Origin of the sequence: Thermophagus sp. OGC60D27 (assembly GCF_052400625.1) — a bacterium.
Classification (GTDB): Bacteria; Bacteroidota; Bacteroidia; order Bacteroidales; family Marinilabiliaceae; genus Thermophagus.
Genome location: NZ_JBQTGH010000003.1, coordinates 105204 through 119224, shown reverse-complemented (window position 1 = coordinate 119224; position 14021 = coordinate 105204). Strand labels below are relative to the sequence as shown.

Annotated in this window: 8 protein-coding genes; 6 read left to right on the top strand and 2 right to left on the bottom strand. The window is 40.5% G+C overall.

Going from position 1 to position 14021, the window contains the following annotated elements; all coding sequences use genetic code 11:
* Positions 1–75: 75 nt before the first annotated feature.
* The 6 genes from ACT29H_RS04885 to ACT29H_RS04860 all read left to right on the top strand — a co-directional run bounded on the left by ACT29H_RS04885 (position 76) and on the right by ACT29H_RS04860 (position 8672).
* Positions 76–2529, top strand: a complete 2454-nt coding sequence (locus tag ACT29H_RS04885; RefSeq protein WP_444820484.1) for a LysM peptidoglycan-binding domain-containing protein — start codon at positions 76–78, stop codon at positions 2527–2529.
* 189 nt (positions 2530–2718) lie between these two features.
* Positions 2719–4683 (top strand): ABC-F family ATP-binding cassette domain-containing protein, encoded by a 1965-nt coding sequence (locus tag ACT29H_RS04880; RefSeq protein WP_444820483.1) that lies wholly within the window; start codon positions 2719–2721, stop codon positions 4681–4683.
* A 180-nt stretch (positions 4684–4863) separates the two neighbouring features.
* Complete coding sequence (gene rlmB, locus ACT29H_RS04875; protein WP_444820482.1) at positions 4864–5595, top strand: 23S rRNA (guanosine(2251)-2'-O)-methyltransferase RlmB; 732 nt, start codon at positions 4864–4866, stop codon at positions 5593–5595.
* 60 nt (positions 5596–5655) lie between these two features.
* Complete coding sequence (locus ACT29H_RS04870; RefSeq protein WP_444820481.1) at positions 5656–6759, top strand: DNA polymerase III subunit gamma/tau; 1104 nt, start codon at positions 5656–5658, stop codon at positions 6757–6759.
* Between the two features lie 326 nt (positions 6760–7085).
* Entirely contained in the window at positions 7086–7367 is a 282-nt protein-coding gene (locus ACT29H_RS04865; protein ID WP_444820480.1) for a hypothetical protein, read from the top strand.
* A gap of 75 nt (positions 7368–7442) precedes the next feature.
* A complete protein-coding gene (locus ACT29H_RS04860; RefSeq protein WP_444820479.1) occupies positions 7443–8672 on the top strand; it encodes an isocitrate dehydrogenase (NADP(+)) in 1230 nt (409 codons plus the stop codon).
* A 130-nt stretch (positions 8673–8802) separates the two neighbouring features.
* Here the strand turns inward: ACT29H_RS04860 and ACT29H_RS04855 are convergent, their stop codons facing one another.
* Positions 8803–12297 carry an ATP-binding protein gene (locus ACT29H_RS04855; protein ID WP_444820478.1) on the bottom strand — a complete coding sequence of 1165 codons (3495 nt, stop codon included), beginning with the start codon at positions 12295–12297 and terminating at the stop codon, positions 8803–8805.
* Positions 12294–13583, bottom strand: coding sequence for a metallophosphoesterase family protein (locus tag ACT29H_RS04850; RefSeq protein ID WP_444820477.1), 1290 nt, complete (start codon positions 13581–13583; stop codon positions 12294–12296). Before ACT29H_RS04850 ends, ACT29H_RS04855 begins: the two co-directional genes overlap by 4 nt.
* Between the last annotated feature and the right edge of the window lie 438 nt (positions 13584–14021).

Here is a 14021-nt window from a genome sequence, read left to right as displayed (position 1 = left end):
TCACAACAAGAACATGTGTAAACGAATGGTCATGCGAGTTCCATCATACCAATGGATTAACCAATTTTTATACGGATGAAAAACTTTTTAACGCGAGTCTTGTATTTAGTGATAGTTGGACAGCTGTTGTGCTGCATGACTTCTCTTAATGCGCAAAATAGTGAAGCAACGGGAAGACGTATTATTATTGATGGGAAAGAGTTTTTTCTTCATGTTATTCAAGGTGGAGAGGGACTCTATTCCATAGCTAGGCAATATAATGTTTCGCAGCAGGAAATACTGGAAGCCAATCCCCGACTGGAGGGCCAATTGCAAAAAGGACAAATCCTACGAATTCCTGTTATTGTGGGGCGGAACTCCAACGATGACGAGCTCAAAAAATCCAGCCGTTTTATTCTTCATACCATAGAAAAGGGACAAACGGTTTGGTATATTTCTCAAAAATATGGCGTAAGGGTTGAAGATATTTATCGGAACAATCCCGGCAGCAGACAAGCGCTCATAGTGGGTAGTATTATTAAAGTACCTGTTGTCGAAAACCGCTCTGTTTCGCCGACTCAAAGCATCGATGACGGCTTTTTAATCTATGAAATTAAACCGGGCGATACGCTCTACTCTCTTTCTCATCAATATGGTGTAGGGATCGAGGATATCCTTCAATACAACCCCGGTGTGCGAAACGGAATTCTGGTTACGGGATCACTGATACGAATTCCGGTCAAAAAGCAGGAGACTCGGGGTCAGGGTACAGTATCTTCAGAGAACAAAGCAAGTCATATTACGGGGGACAAATATATATATCATGAGATCCAGCCTGGTCAAACGCTCTTTTCCATTAGCCGTCGCTATCAGACCGATGTCGATGAAATAAAATATGCTAATCCGGGGCTTAATCCCAATGAATTGAAACCCGGCTATATGCTTCGGATTCCTCGTCAGGAAAAACAAATCCAAGAAATTAATGCTCCCCAGGAGGAGGATGATCTATTTGAATTCCATAAAGTTAGGCGAAAAGAAACACTCTTTTCTATTTCAAGGCGTTACAATGTTGATATGGATATTCTAAAAACGGTTAATCCGCAAGTGGATTATTCTAATCTTAGAAAGGGAGTGGTACTGAAAATTCCAACAGATCAATGGTTTGTTCTGAATCATCCGGGACAACCCGATCAACAAGAAGAAATTTCATTGTTCTCCAGGGATTCTTTATTGTTGTTGGGAATGGTTGATCGTGATAGTCTGTGTAATAGTAACGGAGGGATTGGTAGTGTTCTGCGTCCTGCAAAAATGGCAATACTGCTTCCTTTTGATCTGAATGCCACCGATAAAGCTAATATGGTAGAAAAAATCAAAAATGGTGATACCATCAAGACCGTGCGTCAAAATCCTATTCTTGCTCGAAGATCCATGGTTTTTGAAGAGTTTTATGAAGGGGTTTTGTTGGCATTGGACCAATTAAAAGAAAAAGGAATAAATGTGGAAGTTTCGGTTTTCGACATTGCTTCCAACAGGCTTACCATGAAGGAATTTCTTAACGTCCATCAGGAAGAGTTGAGTGCTGTGGATCTGATCATTGGTCCGGCACGTTCAGAAAATCTTAAACCGATATCGGATTTTGCGGCGCAACACGAAATTAAGTTGGTTTATCCGCTTTCAAATGTCAATCCGGAATTATATAAAAACCCCTATGTTTTTCAGGTGAATACACCTGACACCTTGGTTTTTGACAAGATGGCGACAGAAATTGTTCGTCAGTCCGAAAATTTTAATCTGTTGGCAATCATTCCGGAAGGAGAGGATGAGTATGCTTCCGGCTTTTTACAAAAATTAAGGCAAAAGGTGTTTTATAATGAATTTGCGCTTAATAAAAGCATCAATTATCTGGAATACCAAATGGCCGGTAAGTCTGATCAAACTAATCTGGAAGCATTATTAGATCCTTCTACCAAAAATTATGTCGTCGTACCAACCAACGATGAGGCCACCATATCCAAGATTGTTCCCACTCTTTCCGGAATTTCGGAAAAGCATAAAGTCCCTATTTATCTGTTTGGGATGACGGAATGGCTGAGAGCCCAATCCATTGAGCCGGAAGATATGTTCAATTTGCATGCACAGATATTTACCTTTTTTGCTTTTGATTACGATCGTCAATCTACCAATCAATTTATAGCTAAATATCGTCGATGGTATCATACCGAGCCTCATGCGGTATCTTCTTATTTTCAAAATCCTTCTGCCTCTTCGGGCTATTCTCGTTATGGGGCATGGGGATATGATGTTGCCTATTATTTTCTTTCGGCATTGACCCAAAGAGGACCGCACTTTGAATATTGCAATGAACCGACCGATGTTCAGCTTGTTCAGTTTAATTTTTCATTTAAGCGTATTTCCAATTGGGGGGGATTATATAATGATGGCCTCTTTTTGTTAAAATTTTTACCGGACTATAAGGTGAAAAGGGTTCCTTTGCTTTCATTACCATCGCCGGTGTTACATACAGAAGAAAAATCATTTCCTTCTTTTTAGTTTTACTGCAAATGTTTGAGTTGGCATAGTGTGCGTTTTTAAGGGGAAAAGGGTTTATGATGTTTCCGAAAAACAGATGTTGGAAATAACACGGTTAAGGGAACCTTTCATGGCCGGGCACCATCTCATCCTTATAGTGGAAATATCCAATAAACCGAAAACAAATAAAATATAATCAGTCGTAAATATATGGTATCTGTTAATCAGCTAACACTTGACTTTGGTACATTTGTTCTTTTTCAGGATATATCTTTTTTAATCAATCCTCACGACAGAATAGGCTTAGTGGGGAAAAATGGTGCAGGAAAATCCACCCTTTTAAAGGTTGTTAATGGTATTCAACCACCTACCGCAGGAAGTGTTACCATGCCTAAGGATTTCACCATTGGCTATCTTCCGCAGGTCATGAAACACGACAATCGTTTTTCGGTCTTTGAAGAGGTGGAACAGGCCTTTTCAGAGATTAAGGATTTGGAAAGGGAGATGTCCAGATTAAATGAAATTATTTGTCAAAGAGAGGATTATCAGTCTGATGAATATCTTTCCATGATTAATAAGCTGGCAGAGGTGACCGACCGGTTTAATATGTTTGGCGGCCAAGATTATAAATCCACTATAGAACAAACACTGAAAGGACTTGGTTTTAGCCCTTCTGATTTTCATCGTTCCACATCTGAATTTAGTGGCGGATGGCGGATGAGAATTGAACTGGCAAAAATTTTGTTGAAAAAACCCAACCTTTTTTTACTCGATGAACCAACCAATCACCTGGATATTGAATCCATTACCTGGCTTGAGGATTTTCTTAAAAATTACAATGGCGCTTTGGTGGTTATATCGCACGACAAAACTTTTCTGGATAACGTTACCAATCGCACACTGGAAATTTCGCTGGGAAAGATTTACGATTACAAAGTGCCCTATTCCCGTTTTGTTGAGCTGAGAAATGAAAGGCGAGAGCAGCAGATGGCCGCCTATAGAAATCAGCAAAAGATGATAGAGACTACCGAGCAATTTATTGAGCGGTTCAGATATAAAGCTACAAAAGCAGTTCAAGTGCAATCCCGCATTAAACAACTGGAAAAATTGGAAAGAATTGAGGTGGATGAGTTTGATGAGAGTAAGCTGAATATAAAGTTTCCCCAGGCGCCACATTCAGGAAAGATTATTGTTGAAGGTAAACATATTCGCAAGTCGTATGGCAACCATTTGGTATTGGATGATATTGATTTTATCATAGAAAGAGGAGAGAAGGTTGCTTTTGTGGGAAAGAATGGAGAAGGAAAAACCACTCTAACACGCATTATTCTTCAGGAGCTGGAGCATCAGGGCACCATTCGACTCGGGCATCAGGTGAAAATAGGTTATTTTGCCCAAAACCAGGCTCAGCTGTTGAATGAAAATCTGACAGTTCTGGAAACCGTAGATAATGTTGCAGTTGGTGAAATCCGTACCAAAATTCGGGATCTTTTGGGCGCTTTTATGTTTCGGGGAGAAGAAGTGGATAAGAAAGTCGCTGTATTATCTGGAGGGGAACGTACACGCTTGGCCATGGTTAGGTTATTGCTCGAACCGGTCAATTTTTTGGTGTTGGACGAACCAACCAATCACTTGGATATGCGATCAAAAGAGATCTTAAAAAAAGCTTTGAAGGATTTTGAAGGAACCGTATTGGTTGTATCGCACGACAGGGATTTTCTGGATGGGCTGGTTACACGTGTTTGTGAATTCGCTAATAAAAAAATCAAAGAACACATCGGGGGTATCTATGATTTTCTGGAGAAGAAACGGATGAACAATTTTCGCGAACTGGAATCCACAAAAGGAGGGGGACGGAAGACATCTGAAATATCAACGAAATCCAACAGCTCTGGTGGCGGGAAAAATGCATTTGCAGAACGAAAAGAGCTCAATAAGAAAATAAAAAAGGCAGAGAAGGACGCTGATGCTGCAGAAAAGACCATTTCGCAATTGGAACAAAAGATTGAGGAAATATCTCTCAAACTAGAAAATCCGGATAATGCTACTGATGCTTCCCTGTTTGAGGATTATCAGAAATTACAACAACAGATAGAGGAAAAGATGAGTGAATGGGAAAAAATGCATACCCTAATGGAAGACCTAAAAAAAATGAGGTCGGAAATGGACGACTGATTCGTTTTGTCCAAGTTTGCTCAATTCTTTTTATGAAGAAATCCTATTGTCTGGTTGGTACAACAAAATATTGGGTTAAATAAAAAATAGGGAAACCAAATCAAAACTGTTTTTGCTGGAAACTGTTGCAGTTAATGTTGGGTTCCTAAATACATACTTAACAATTTACAGGAAGAAATTATGAAAAAAGATATCGTGTTTGGTATAAGACCCGTAATGGAGGCTTTGCAGGCAGGCCGTAGTATGGATAAAGTGTTGGTGAGCCAAAGTCTGAAAGGGCAATTAGCCAATGAGCTGTTAGACATGGTGAAAGAGAAGGGGATCCGATGTATGCGGGTTAAGCCCGAACAGATTGACAGAGTGACCCGAAAAAACCATCAGGGTGTCGTTGGTTACTTTTCCCCAGTTGAATACCAGAATATCGAAGAGGTGGTAGAAAAAGTGCTGGAAAACGGGAAGGCCCCCTTTGTTTTGATTTTGGACGGGATTACCGATGTGCGGAATTTTGGAGCCATAGCGAGAACGGCCGAATGCGCCGGTGTCGATGCCATCGTTTTGCCGGAGAAGGGAAGTGTTTCTGTTACATCTGATGCCATAAAAACTTCGGCTGGTGCGCTGTTTCGTATACCCGTATGCCGTGAAAAAAACCTTTATTATGTGCTTCGACATTTGAAAAACAGAGAATTTTTTATTGCTGCGGCCTCTGAAAAGGCGGAAACAGACTATCGCAAAGTTAATTATCCCAACGCGGTTGCGTTAATAATGGGGGCGGAAGACAAGGGAATTTCACCACAGCTTCTTAAAATGGCAGATGCACTGGTATCGATTCCTATTCATGGAAACATTGGATCTTTAAATGTCTCTGTTGCGGCAGGAATCCTTATTTATGAGGTGCTTCGCAATCGCAGCTGAGCAGATTGTTGGAACACCCGGTGGTTTTGATTATATTTGTTGCGCTCATAGATAATAGTTATGGAATACATCGTTTCTGCGCGTAAATACAGACCAGATACTTTTGCCTCAGTTGTGGGGCAAAAGAATATTACAACCACACTGAAAAATGCCATCAAAAATCAACAGCTGGCGCATGCCTATCTTTTTTGTGGCCCCAGAGGAGTTGGAAAAACCACCTGTGCACGTATTTTTGCTAAGACCATTAACTGTAAAAATATAACCTCTGATTTTGAGGCTTGTAATGAATGTGATTCCTGTAGGGCATTTAATGAAAATCGGTCCTACAATATTCATGAGCTGGATGCTGCCAGTAATAATTCGGTAGAAGATATTCGTTCGCTCATCGATAAAGTACGTGTCCCACCCCAGATGGGAAAATACAGCGTTTATATTATCGATGAGGTTCATATGCTTTCCCAACAGGCTTTTAATGCCTTTCTTAAAACACTGGAAGAACCTCCCAAACATGCCATTTTTATTTTGGCGACCACCGAAAAGCATAAAATTCTAGCAACCATTCTTTCGCGGTGTCAGACTTTTGATTTCAACCGAATAAAGGTGGAAGATGCTGTTGAGCATCTTAAATATGTGGCAAAGAATGAAGGGGTTGTAGCCGAAGAGGAGGGACTCAATGTAATTGCCAGGAAAGCCGATGGAGCTATGCGCGATGCTCTGTCCATTTTTGATCAGATTGTTGCCTTTTCCGGGAAAAATATTTCCTACCAGCAGGTTATTGATAACCTCAATGTGCTGGACTATGATTACTATTTTAAACTTATAGATGCCTTTCTTAAGGAAGACACGACTCGTGTTTTGCTAATTCTTAATGAAATTCTGGACCATGGATTTGAAGAAGGGCATTTTGTGGCAGGGTTATGCAGTCATCTTCGGGATCTTTTGATGTGCAAAGATGAAGCTACTTTAGGATTATTGGAAGTAGGGTCTGCTGTACGTCAAAAATATCTTGAGCAGGCGCAGGCTTGTCCTTTGGATTTTCTGGTAAAGGCGTTAGAAATTGCAACCCAGTGCGATTTGCAATTTCGTAATGCAAGGAATAAGCGGTTGCATACGGAATTTGCACTTATCAAGTTATCCAGGCTCATTTCAGAAAAAAAAAAGTAGAAGCTGAAACTGAAACGGCGTCAACGCATGTTGTTGGTACTGGAACTAAAGGTATTTCTGCTGCAAAATCCGGTTCTACCCAAGGAGATAGTACTTCGGAGCATAGGCATACCGCCAAAAAGCTGAAAAGTTTTTCCATCAAAAAACTAACCAGCATTAATGGTATTTCTCAGCAATCGTCTTCTAACCGAGTAAATCAGCCAAATGATTCGACGAAATCTGATATAGATCCTTCATGGAATAATGATTTTACCCCGGAACAATTACAACGAGTCTGGAGCAAATATGCACATACGGTAGAGGCTAATAATCCCAGGCTTTTCAGCATGTTAACCGCCCATACTCCAAGATTAAAAGGGAAACAAGTGGTGGTGTTTCCGCTTCAAAATGAAACACAAGAAGTGGAGTTGATGAGGGAGAAGGGGCCATTGTTGAATTTTCTTCGAAGGGAGTTGAAAAATGCAGGGGTGCAGCTCGAAGTGGAATATGTACGTGAGGAACAAGAGCCTTCAAAGGCTTATACTGCTGCTGATAAATATAAATTATTGGCCGAAAAAAACCCTGTACTTAACAAACTTAAAGATGCCCTCAATCTGGATCTGGAATAATTATTCCGTGTTGAATTGAACTTTGTCAATATTTAAGTGTTTATTTGACCGAATTGAAATACAAATAATTAAACAATGGCGAAAATTAAAGTACTAAATCCGGTAGTTGAACTCGATGGTGATGAAATGACCAGGGTCATATGGAAGATGATTAAAGAACAGCTTATATTTCCATATCTAGACCTAGATATTAAATACTATGATCTGAGTATCGAAAGTAGAGATGCTACTGATGACCAGATTACGGTGGATGCTGCTAAAGCTATTCAGAAATATCATGTGGGCATCAAGTGTGCAACCATCACCCCGGATGAAAAGCGTGTCGAAGAATTTGGACTGAAAAAAATGTGGAAATCCCCAAATGGTACCATTCGTAATATTATTGGTGGAACCGTATTCAGGGAGCCCATTCTTATAAAAAATGTGCCACGCCTGGTGCCAGGCTGGGAACATCCTATTTGTATTGGTCGTCATGCTTTCGGGGATCAATACCGTGCCACCGATTTTGTGACCAAAGGTAAGGGTAAACTGACCATCACTTTTACGCCTGAAGATGGTTCAGAAACTCAGGAATTTAATGTTTATGACTTTGAAGGTGATGGTGTCGCTATGGCTATGTATAATACAGATGAGAGTATTCGCGGTTTTGCGCATAGCTGCTTCAATCAGGCAATCATGAAGAAGTGGCCCCTTTATCTGTCTACAAAGAATACTATTTTGAAGAAATACGATGGTCGCTTTAAAGATATCTTCCAAGAGATTTATGAAAGCGATTATAAAGAAAAATTTGAAGAATTAGGCATTACTTACGAACATCGCTTGATCGATGACATGGTTGCGGCTGCCCTGAAATGGAACGGTCGCTTTGTGTGGGCTTGTAAAAACTATGATGGTGATGTTCAATCCGATACTCTTGCACAAGGTTTTGGTTCTCTGGGGCTGATGACTTCCACCCTGGTTACCCCGGACGGAAAAACCATGGAAGCTGAAGCAGCCCACGGTACCGTTACTCGTCATTATCGCCAATATCAACAAGGAAAACCGACTTCTACCAACCCTATTGCCTCTATCTTTGCATGGACTCGGGGTCTGGCTTTCCGTGGTAAACTTGACAACAATGAAGAGCTGGTTAATTTCTGCCACACGCTTGAACAAACCTGTATTGATACTGTCGAGAGTGGAAAGATGACCAAAGATTTGGCCCTTACCATCCACGGAAAAGATATGAAAGAAGAGCATTACCTCAATACGGAAGCCTTTATGGAAACACTGGCTAATAACTTGAAGGCTAAAATGGAAGGGTAATCAATAAAGGATTTCTTCAGAATTAATCCCTGATATAAATAATCTTGGGGATAAAATAGCTACTAAAAACCCCCTTTGAAAGAAGGACATTAAGTCCCAGGCTTTTAAAGGGGGTTTTTTATATTGGAGATTAATTTTGGTGATAAGATATCACTTTCTTTAAAAATTTTTCTGCGCTTATCGGGTTAATATTATTTTCAGAGATAAAAGCCTGAAGCTTTATTAGAATTTCGCTGAAGGGAAGAGGCTCGTTTTCATCAATATAGTTGTGTTGAATAAAAAACTCTTCCAATTCTTGAATTTTAGCTTTTCTAAAACCTGTAATCTCACCATTTTGTAGCGCTTGAAGGAGCATTTGGGGGTTGCCTTTCAGTTTTACCAGTTTATCGGTTACTGAGTCAATAAATTTATGGGAGATATGACCTGATTGCAATAGAATTTCTCGGTTAACAGGTTTAGGTCGTCCAATGGAGAACAATTCCTGAAATTGCGAAAGTAATTCTGCCTTATGCTTGATATCTTGCCATTTTATTTCACTTAGGTCCGGAATAATACCGTTATTTTGAATGTAGCTGTGTAGCTGTCCCCAATGACGTATGCCTCGGCAGAGACATTGATGCAGCCAGTTGACATCTTCATCTTCTGCCAGGAACCACAGATGTAGTTTTTCAACATGATGTGACAGGATGTCAAAGGAAGGGACTTCAATGGATCTGGCATATTCAGAAAGGCTCTTGCCTTCGGGGGATGGAAGGGCGTGAAAAAGTTCAATATCCTGCACCATATTTTGTAAATCTTGATTCTGAGGGGCAGTAGAGGGAGCATCTTCTGCCAGGGAAATCAAACTATACCCGACATCGTTGTGTTGTTTTAAAAATGACAACCATTTTCTGACTTCATCATCCTGGGCCGTAAAATAGAAAATTTGCCTTCCTTCCTCACTGATGGCAATTAGAGCCCTGATAATGGCAGCTGCTCTTTCGTCATCGCTATTGGCTAGAAGTTCGTCGACCAATAAAGGGAGTTTTATTGACTCCTCCTGTTTTTCTATAAATGCAAGTTTAACTGCCAGCAGAAGTTGTATTCTAGTGCCGGTTGAAAGCTCTGAAAGAGGCTGTTCCCTTTTGAGCAGGGTGTCATAGGCCGAAAATGAAGCTTTGTTTTCATCATTGAGGCGCAATTCGTAGCGTCCGGCTGTAATCTTGTTAAAAAGCTTATTGGCGCCTTTGAATACTTGAGGCCGATTCTGGTCCCTTGTTTTTTCTTTTAATTCCTCAACGATCAGATGTCCAGTTATTCCCGACATGTTTTTGAGGTAAACGTTCTGAAGAGCATCCAGTGCCGTTTCTTTTTGAGCCAGTTGTTCTTCCAATTCGTGCCCCTGTGTAAGATGTTTAACACTATTCTCTATCTCTTTGATACGGTTGATGATCGATTCCCAATTTTCTGCAATGCGTGCAAACTCTTCAGCTTTTAAGGACGCTTCTTCCGGGGTTATTTGAGTTGTCTTCATACCAAAGTCGGAAAAGAGGGGGTGCGATTCCAGTGCTTTTTTCTTTTCTTCGTAGCCTGCCTTTCTCTTTAGGAATTGATCCTTTTGGTATTTGAAGTCATTCAGTTGTCCGCATAAAAGAAGAACTTTGTTTTTATCTGATTCAGTGAAGTTAAGCTCTGAATAAATTTTATTCAGTTCATTTTTAGCGGTTTGCAAAGTCCTCTGTTGGTAGTTTATTTCTATTCCGATTTGTTGAATATTATGGGTCAGTTCGTTGTGGATTTTTTCCTGTGTTTTTAGTTCAGACAATCTGGCTTTGATTTGCTGGAGATCTGAAGCTTCTTCGAAACCCATTAAGGTGAAAATTCTGTTACACTCTTCCAACTGCTGATTCAGTTCTGCTTGCAGCTGTTCTGTTTTTCTTTGGTGCGAGATAAGTTTTAAGTGGGCATCTTGCCACTTTTTTATGTTATCAATAAGCCAGGCGAGACTTTGAAAATCATTTTCGGAGATATCGCTGATGCCGGGAACTACTTTAATCTTTTGGATCAGTTTTTCCCTGACATGCCGGAGTTCATCCAATTGGATATTTATTTCACTTAGCTGTCTGGTCAGGTCTCGTTTCTTTTCTGTAATCTCTTCCCATTTCTTCGCGTCATGCAGTTCTTTAACCAATTCATTTATTCTGTTGACAACCTCTTGATTTTTCCATTCGGCGGGAGGGGTTATCCCAGATTTTAGGAAGTCATCTTCCCTGATTTTTAGCTTATCTTGACCCGAGAAAGCGAACAATGAGTAAACCCATAAACCTGCCAGCAGAGCTATCCCTATCAGACCGGGCCATCCGATGAAAAAGGTTACCAGAACCGTAACGGATCCTGCAATTACCAGTGCAGGAATCAGCCATTGTGGCGTTTCTTTTGTTTCTGGATGCTCCGTCAGCCAACTATTTAGCGTGCTGATGGCATGTTTAATCTTGTCGCTTTCGTATTTGGGGTGGTCCCATTGGGAGAATTGATCTTCAAGAAGCTCTAATTCAGCCTTTAAACGTGTTTTTTTATTTAAGACCGGGGTGGCTTTTTGTAAAAAATGGTCCAGCTGTCCCACACCATTCAGATCAATCCCTTGCCATTCAGAAGGATCGATCTCATGGTCGATGTTGTTTAAAGCTTCTTGTACCCGGATTTCCAGCTTAGCAATTTCTTCTCTGTTTGAATGGATAATTTGATGTAATTCTGCTATTCGAACTGTTCTGTTTTCCAGCTCTTCAATGGTTCCGGGCATCAGTCCCGATTCAGGGATTGTTAATTGATTTAATTTTTGGGTGTTTTGCTCAATTTCAACCTGTGCCCTCGCAATGGAATTTTCTGATGTTTTAATTTGTAATTCCAGTTTCTCTATTAAATCCGGTTCTTTTCCGGAAATTTTTTCCATTGAGGGATGAAAAGTTTTAAGTACCTCACCTGTTTCAATTAGCGCATTTTTGGAGGTCAGATATTCGGAAAGAAGCTTATAAAAGGAACTTTTTTTGCCTGCCAATTCAGCATCCTCTTTTTCTTTGTACAGTTTAGTGAGGTTTTCTTCCTCTCTTTTTATTTTTTCCTGGCGGCTTAATGAATTGTGGAATTTTCTGATGATTTCTTCCAAGTGCTTGTAACTGCCTATGTTTTTGGAAAGGATTGTAGGGGTATAGTCCAATTTGTTTTTAGCAGCTTCAAGGTCGTAACCCCCAATGGATTCCCGAATTATGGTTTGGGCCGCCTCCGTTTCTTCCTCGGAGATCATATCTTGAAGGGCCAGAAGATAGCGATGAGAACTTTCTGCTGCCGGTAGTCCCGAAATGGTGTCGGGCTTGCCATCGTGAAGAAGCATTACGTGGTCGGCGTCAATATTTATTTCCCACGGCTTTCTGTTGTTGAGCAGTACCGACGCGTTGACTCTTATTTCATTGGTATGACCCGGCCAGATCAATTGTTGAATGATGCGGGCTGTAGAACTTTTTCCCGAGGCATTTGGTCCCGATACAATATTAATATTAGGGGCCAGGTTATCAAAAGGTTTTAAACCGTTAGGGATGCCCGGAAGTTTTTGAATGTGCAGTTTTTGGATGATATATGGTTGCTTGTTCATTTTTCAGACTTTTGGATTAACAATTCTGCCAGCAGTCTTCGGCATTGGGTTAGAATTTCTCTTTTGGCTGTATGGTCGTCAGGCTTAACTATTCTATGGTTGGTTTTTAACCGATGATAAGTGGGGGAGTTATTGATTCGTTCAACACTATTTTTCCACTTCTTAATTAACTGATTGAGCAGAGGAGTAGATTGTCCGTTTTGAATGGCCAGAATGGTTTCGGCCAACAGACCGGCTGGTGAAGACTCTTTGGCAAGGTCCGACAAATGCTCTATTGTGGGCATGATGTCGTAGTCCACTTTTCTTACCGTTATGTTTATCCCTTCTTCATAGTCGTAGTTGAAAGTGTCCTGTATGGTTGACATCCAGGCCTCTACATTACCAACATTGGGGTGCTGTCCAATTAATAAAATATCCAGAATCAGAAAACGGGTTTCCAATAAATTGGTTCTATTGTTTTCTTTGTATTGAAGTGTTTTGTCCACTACCCATTTTCGGAGTATCTCTTCGCTTTTTGCCTCTGATATATCAATTGAAATGGTTTCATACCTCACCGGTGAAAGAGGGATCTGCTCAATATGGATGTTGTTCTTTGATTCTACTATAATTTGCAAGGGTCCATGTATCCCTTGTTCTTTGGGACTCAACGCCTGAGGCGAACCCGGATATCTCACGATAGGAGGCGTGTCTCGAATGATCTGAGGTTTATGTATGTGTCCCAGAATCCATGCGTCAACGGGGTGTTCCAAAAAGTTTTCTGTTCTTACCGGGGCGTAGTGGCTGTTGTTTGATTCTAAATCGCTGTGAAGTAAGCCTATGGTGGGCTCTTCAGAAATGTCGATATCTAACTCCTGTAATGGGTTGGTCACGACATGCTGGGCGGGGAATGACCATCCGGCAAATCTTATGGTCTGACCATTTACAGATATGGTTTTTATATCCCACTTTCCGTTGATACCTAAAAAACGAATATTTTCATACTTTGTTGGGTCAGCGACCTGACGCAATACGTCGTAGTCGTGATTGCCGGCGACCATAAATATGGGAATCCCGGCTTCTTTGAGTCGACTAAAACCACTCTGAAGCGGACCTATTGCTTCAAAATAGCGGTTGTCCCGATCCACTATATCACCGGTGAGAACTAATATATTGAAGTCATTGTTAATGACCATATCCACAATTCGTCCCCAGGTGTGTTTGGTGGCCATTTCGTCGGCATCGTTTGTCAGACCAGAGGATCTTTTGCCAATATGAAGATCTCCGGTGGCTAGAATTTTAACGGACATAGAGTTGTGTATCTGTTTGGTTTGATAATTATAGCTTAATTGATCAATTCAATGCTCGTATGAATTGACTCTGGCAATGTTTGCCCTAAAAGAACCGGCATGAAATTTTAGCATGTCATGTAAGTTGCTTTAGACCAATGAGTTAATTTATTTTATACTAATAAAAGGTTAGGTGCTTTCTTTCCCAAAAATTGAAACGGACCTAATTTTATTCGTCTTCACAATATTAAAGGTATTCATCGAAAATCCAAATGTTTCTTGAGAAACATATAGCGAATGATAAGTTAGATATGATTCGAACATGACAATAGGGTTGGCATTAAAAGATTACGTATGAAATTGAGTTATACGGGTTGTATTATACAAATGAATGAATTATCGGCTTGAGAATCGATATTTAAAATTATCGGTCTCAGAGCCGATATTTGCGATTATCGG

Bases quoted from the DNA above. Each gene is read 5' to 3' on its own strand.
- ACT29H_RS04870 (WP_444820481.1), top strand. From the start codon at position 5,656: ATGGAATACATCGTTTCTGCGCGTAAATACAGACCAGATACTTTTGCC.
- rlmB (WP_444820482.1), top strand. From the start codon at position 4,864: ATGAAAAAAGATATCGTGTTTGGTATAAGACCCGTAATGGAGGCTTTG.
- ACT29H_RS04865 (WP_444820480.1), top strand. From the start codon at position 7,086: ATGTTAACCGCCCATACTCCAAGATTAAAAGGGAAACAAGTGGTGGTG.
- ACT29H_RS04885 (WP_444820484.1), top strand. From the start codon at position 76: ATGAAAAACTTTTTAACGCGAGTCTTGTATTTAGTGATAGTTGGACAG.
- ACT29H_RS04850 (WP_444820477.1), bottom strand. From the start codon at position 13,583: ATGTCCGTTAAAATTCTAGCCACCGGAGATCTTCATATTGGCAAAAGA.
- ACT29H_RS04855 (WP_444820478.1), bottom strand. From the start codon at position 12,297: ATGAACAAGCAACCATATATCATCCAAAAACTGCACATTCAAAAACTT.
- ACT29H_RS04880 (WP_444820483.1), top strand. From the start codon at position 2,719: ATGGTATCTGTTAATCAGCTAACACTTGACTTTGGTACATTTGTTCTT.
- ACT29H_RS04860 (WP_444820479.1), top strand. From the start codon at position 7,443: ATGGCGAAAATTAAAGTACTAAATCCGGTAGTTGAACTCGATGGTGAT.